Source organism: Vibrio sp. Vb1729 (assembly GCF_033338655.1).
Taxonomy (GTDB): Bacteria; Pseudomonadota; Gammaproteobacteria; order Enterobacterales; family Vibrionaceae; genus Vibrio; species Vibrio alginolyticus.
Genome location: NZ_JAWOTB010000046.1, coordinates 1 through 5,529, shown reverse-complemented (window position 1 = coordinate 5,529; position 5,529 = coordinate 1). Strand labels below are relative to the sequence as shown.

Annotated in this window: 7 protein-coding genes and 1 pseudogene; all 8 read right to left on the bottom strand. The window is 41.2% G+C overall.

What is annotated here, in order from left to right:
• Positions 1–133: 133 nt before the first annotated feature.
• A complete protein-coding gene (locus tag R7E29_RS18085; protein WP_025639731.1) occupies positions 134–562 on the bottom strand; it encodes a GNAT family N-acetyltransferase in 429 nt (142 codons plus the stop codon).
• 155 nt (positions 563–717) lie between these two features.
• A complete protein-coding gene (locus R7E29_RS18080) occupies positions 718–1,173 on the bottom strand; it encodes a hypothetical protein (RefSeq protein ID WP_054577322.1) in 456 nt (151 codons plus the stop codon).
• Positions 1,174–1,315: 142 nt separating this feature from the next.
• Positions 1,316–1,717 carry a hypothetical protein gene (locus R7E29_RS18070; RefSeq protein ID WP_053304463.1) on the bottom strand — a complete coding sequence of 134 codons (402 nt, stop codon included), beginning with the start codon at positions 1,715–1,717 and terminating at the stop codon, positions 1,316–1,318.
• A 148-nt stretch (positions 1,718–1,865) separates the two neighbouring features.
• Positions 1,866–2,267: an HIT family protein gene (locus R7E29_RS18065; protein WP_017636213.1), complete on the bottom strand. Its 402-nt coding sequence runs from the start codon at positions 2,265–2,267 to the stop codon at positions 1,866–1,868.
• A gap of 150 nt (positions 2,268–2,417) precedes the next feature.
• Positions 2,418–2,825 (bottom strand): hypothetical protein, encoded by a 408-nt coding sequence (locus R7E29_RS18060; RefSeq protein WP_054577321.1) that lies wholly within the window; start codon positions 2,823–2,825, stop codon positions 2,418–2,420.
• A gap of 153 nt (positions 2,826–2,978) precedes the next feature.
• Positions 2,979–3,380 (bottom strand): HIT family protein, encoded by a 402-nt coding sequence (locus tag R7E29_RS18055; RefSeq protein ID WP_318082810.1) that lies wholly within the window; start codon positions 3,378–3,380, stop codon positions 2,979–2,981.
• A gap of 139 nt (positions 3,381–3,519) precedes the next feature.
• Positions 3,520–3,921 carry a hypothetical protein gene (locus tag R7E29_RS18050; RefSeq protein WP_054577319.1) on the bottom strand — a complete coding sequence of 134 codons (402 nt, stop codon included), beginning with the start codon at positions 3,919–3,921 and terminating at the stop codon, positions 3,520–3,522.
• Positions 3,922–4,058: 137 nt separating this feature from the next.
• Positions 4,059–4,880, bottom strand: a pseudogene (locus tag R7E29_RS18045) (HNH endonuclease).
• Positions 4,881–5,529: the final 649 nt, after the last annotated feature.

The following is a 5,529-nucleotide window of genomic DNA, read 5'->3' as shown; positions in this document are numbered from 1 at the left end:
AACGCCCTGTTAAGGTGTGAGCAACGCAATACCGATGCCGCCGCATACCACCTTAAACACTAAACGCAACGCATAGTGAAAATGCCACACGTTGCGAATCACTCTTAAACAGTTTGTTATACGCGTGCTGACACTACAACGGAACTTTCATAACCTTATGATTTGGCTCACTTTCAACATCAACCGCTAACCAACCTAAAGACTCATACAACGATGGTACATTTGTGTAAACATACAGGTTACTTTGAGTTGTTGCTGATACTTGCCTAACACCTCGATTGATCAGTTCACTCGCAATACCTTGACCACGCCACTCATTGGATACAAAGACTGCGTTAAGCCAAATAACTTCTGAGTCACCATGAGGTTCTGTAAAGCGCGAATAAGCGAGACCACCAATAACTTGGTTCTCTCTGAGAGCAACAATTACCGGTGGAAGGTTAGATTCTAGTTTATAGGTATCTACAAACAGAAAGTCAGACCATTCCGTTTGAAACAGCTTCTCTAGAGCAACCCAATACTCACTCTTTTCATCGCAATTTCTGAACACTACCTTGTTCATATTGGATTATTTCCTCAAAAGCGTATAACGCCGCGTTAAGTGGTGAGCAACGCTACCACCTTACCTAAACCATTGTGCCGTAATCACTAAAGCTGAATCAAACCGAAAATGCCAAGCGTTGGGAATCCGTCTTAAACGCTTTGTTAGGCATGTTTTCAGTATATTCTGCTTCTTATATAAGCTGAAAAATCTTCTACGGTAGAACAGTTTGAAAGTATTTCATCTAGCTCATTTACGTGAATTGCACAATACTTCAGCCAATTTGAGGATGGGTACAGATTACGTACCTCTTTGAGATTTTTGAGAGTTCTTTGCGGATTGTAGTCTTTGAAATAATGAACAACTAAGAAAATGTTCTGCTCTTTTTGAGGGTTTACCAGACCATTAAGAAGAACATACTGACCAACGAGTAGCTTAGCCATGTTCGCTGAGTCTATTTCAATTAAAATGGTTGTACCATCTTCTAACTTAATAGATTGGTCTACTGATATGGAAACTTTATCAGCTCCCTTTTGGTTATTGTCGAAGTTCTGTTTACCACTCAATTTCCCAAAACCAAATGCGCTTTCAAATTTTTCAATAAAGAACTTTTCATTCTTACCAGCTGACATATGACCTCCGAATGCCTAACGCTCTGTTAAGGGGTGAGCAACGCAATACTGAAGCCGCCGCATACCACCTTAAACACTAAAACCAATGCATAGTAAAAATGCCACGCGTTGCGAATCCCTCTTGAACAGTTTGTTAGGAGTTTTATTCATAGCGTTCACAATCTTTCGGTATGTCTATATATGTTTCATTTGCCCTCCAGTCCTGAGTCCGAGGGTCAAAGTAAAGCTCATACGTTGAGACGCTGTTATATGTACCCGATGTTATCTGATTTCCAATAGTAACTATATTTGGCTCTGAAATAGTGAAAATCCAAACATTGTCACCTGACACTAACTCAAGTCGACTATCAGAAACAAACGAAGCCTCTTCTGTAGAAAAGAACTCTCTAGGATAACTTTCACAATACCACTTTAAATTCTGACCATAAGAGCTATAGACAGTTCTCATGTTGAATTTCTCGTACAAATCTTTTGTGGTTACTTGCTCTGCTCCGTTAGAGCTGAATGCAAACAATGTTAAAACGACACTAAAAATCAATTTCATGCGCAAACTCCTAACGCCTTGTTAAGGTGTGAGGCGCGCAATACCGAAGCTTCCGCATACCACCTTAACCACTAAAACCAACGCATAGTCAAAATGCCACGCGTGCCGAATCACTCTTGAACAATTTGTTAGCATACTTTTTAAATGCTCATAGTTCTTTAAGTGATTCTCTTAGTTTATCCATAGTTTGAATTCCAAGTTCACTACTAACCCAACCGTACTGGTCGCCATGGAACCTAGGGAAAATATGCAAATGGTAGTGATCGAGCTCGTTGAAATGAGGTGCCTCTCCATTGTTTTGCATAAAGCCGATACCATCGGGATTGAACTTAGCTTCTATACGTTTATATAAATCTCTTGCAACGTCGGTGATCTCTAAAAACACAGACTCAGGCAAGTCGATGAAAGTACGATATTGAGTCTTAGGACAGATTAAAATATGTCCAAAGTTGATTGGGTCATGATCTGCAAAAGCTATAACTTGGTCAGATTCATACACGATGACCGAGTCAATTTCACGATTAACAATTTGTTCGACTATCGTAGTCATCTGAACTCCTATCAAAGTATGCTAACGCCCTGCTAAGGGGTGAGCAACGCAATACCTAAGCCGCCGCAAACCACCTTAATCACTAAATTCAACGCATAGTAAAAATGCCACGCGTTGCGAATCCCTCTTGAGCAGTTTGTTAGCTGTGTTTTACAACACGAGCTTTGCTCCCAACATACCAAGAGCTGCGATAGCTACCATCGTAAACCAAAGGTAAATCATAAAAGATAGGGATAACGAAAATAAACCTCTCACAGCTTTATCTGAGTTTGCACCTTCATCGTGCTGTAAGAAGTACGCTAGTTCTGCTGTAGGTATTGATCCAGCAAAGCTCTTAAATTTGAACTTTACCATCATCAAGCCCATTGAGACTGGAAGACTAGATACTAATAAAATGATTCCCACCGAAATCCAGACATTCTCAGGGGATTCATTACCTAAAACTACTGCTGCCCCGATCAACACTAAAAGCATTCCCAGAAAGCCCTTAAAAGATGACAACAATGAGTCTCTTGTTTTTATATACAGCCAGAATAGCGGCTTATCGAATTTTCTCATTTCTTCCTCAAACAGCTAACGCCTTGTTAAGGTGTGAGGCACGCAATACCTAAGCCACCGCATACCACCTTAACCACTAAAACCAACGCATGACAAAAATGCCACGCGTGCCGAATCACTCTTGAACAATTTGTTAGCATACTTTTTCAATGCTCATAGATCTTTAAGTGATTCTCTTAGTTTATCCATAGTTTGAATTCCAAGTTCACTACTAACCCAACCGTACTGGTCGCCATGGAACCTAGGGAAAATATGCAAATGGTAGTGATCGAGCTCGTTGAAATGAGGTGCCTCTCCATTGTTTTGCATAAAGCCGATACCATCGGGATTGAACTTAGCTTCTATACGTTTATATAAATCTCTTGCAACGTCGGTGACCTCAAAAAACACAGACTCAGGCAGGTCAATGAAAGTACGGTATTGAGTCTTAGGACAAATTAAAATATGCCCAAAGTTGATTGGGTCATGGTCTGCAAAAGCTATAACTTGGTCAGATTCGTACACGATGACCGAGTCAATTTCACGATTAACAATTTGTTCGACTATCGTAGCCATCTGAACTCCTATCAAAGTATGCTAACGCCTTGTTAAGGTGTGAGGCACGCAATACCGAAGTTGCCGCATACCACCTTCATCACTAAAACCAACGCATAGTAAAAATGCCACGCGTGCCGAATCACTCTTGAACAATTTGTTATACGAATTTCTCCTTCAGTGCCAACACTTGTTGTTCAAATAACTCACAATCTGACTTTGAGTATGGCTTAGCGACATTAACCCATTGAACTCCCGTTTCATCTATGTGACAAAACTCGACTTGAAGTGCATATTTAGAACAACGAAGAAGAGCAAAAACGAAACCTACAGCCGTCAAACTAAGAACTAAAACTTGTAGCCATTGCGGTGCCTCTTCAAAGCTTGGAATGGCTAACCAAACAGCCCCTGAAAAAATAAACACCCAGAATAACACTTGACCTAAATTATCAAGAAAACTTAACTTTTTAACCCTAGCATTGTTTATCTTAGACAAAGGATATGAGTCTTTCTTAAACCTGAACTCTTTTGAATCCAAGCTAAAATCAGTACTCTTGTACATAAACTCCCTCTATTCGTATAACGCCGCATTAAGTGGTGAGCAACGCAGACCACAGAACTTAAAGTATTGTGCCGTAAACACTGAAATTGAAGCAAACCGAAAATGCTAAGCGTTGGGAATCCGTCTTAAATGCTTTGTTAGGCGATTATTTCTTCGATGCTAAGGGCTGTTTTTAACAACTTTTCGTTGAACTCTTTGTTGTCGATTGAATAATGCGCTCTCCTGTGACACGTAGGGCATAGAGCGATAACATTTTCCGGGCAATCAGCGCCACCGTCAGCAAGCCTGGTTAAATGATGGACTTCTAAATAAGGTCCATCCTTAGTTTCAAAGGGTGACTTGCTTCTGCAACCTTCACAAACCCCATTTGCGCGCTTTTTAGCATATAACTTTATAGCCTCACTGCGATAACGGACATGAACAACTTGTTCTTTAACGTCCACATCGTTCGGGGTCACTGCGGTAGCAATATCGCGTAATTACTTAAGTGATTTACTTTTGGTTGGTTTCGTTAAGTAAGGAGCCCTTCCATTTACCACGCCTGGTCGCCTTGACTGTGGAAGTACGTCCAAGTGAAAAATGAAAGCATCTCGAAGCTGACCATTTTTGTCAGGTCGCTGCTCGATGTGGTGTTCAATGTAACTACATACTCCAACGAAACGCACAAAACCTTTTGTCGTCGACTCAAGCAACAAGATTTCTTTTTTATTTTTCTGGTGCTCGAAGATTGCCAAATTACCTTTGACCATCTGCATATCACCTTCTTGGCCTTCGCCTGTATACCTAAACGTACCATCTGGGCCAAAACCATCAGAATAGCCGAACTCTTCACCAGCATCGCTGGTAAATATAAATACATAAGGATGATTTGCTGGTGTAGCAATACCACCATACTGTTGCCCTTTGTATACTCCGTGAATATCAGAGCGACGGTTATAAATTTTACCAACTTCGAACAATGAACTCTCCTAATCGCCTAACGCCCTGTTAAGGAGTGAGCAACGCAATACCAAAGCCGCCGCATACCACCTTAAACACTAAAACCAACGCATAGTAAAAATGCCACGCGTTGCGAATCCCTCTTGAACAGTTTGTTATGTGCGTGCTTACGTCATGCACCAGACTGCTTTATACGCTTGGCGCCAACAAAAAACCGATATTTACTTTGTTGAAGCAAGTCCATATGACGCTCAAACTTAGGCACGCCGTTGGATAAAGAAAGATGGTAGACAAATCCATTACCAGCATATACGCCAACATGTGCTCCATATGAGTCTGTAGAGTCGTTATACATCATGATATCTAACGGCTTAAACTCAGTAACCAGCTCACTATACTCCGAGTCATCCCACAGCTCACTAGAACGGTAGTTAGGTGGATTTAGACCGAAGTCTCTGAGCAGGTTATAAGCAAAGACCTGTCAGTTAGCTCCAAGCGTTAAGTCTGAGTCATCTTTGCAACCCGGTATGCGGGATGAAACGTATCTTACATTTTTGAATCTGTCGGGAATATCCATTTTCTCCCAAAGCACATAACGCCGCATTAAGGTGTGAGCAGCGCTTGGCTATACTTGAGCGAAGCGAAAACGCCAAGCGTTGTGAATCACTC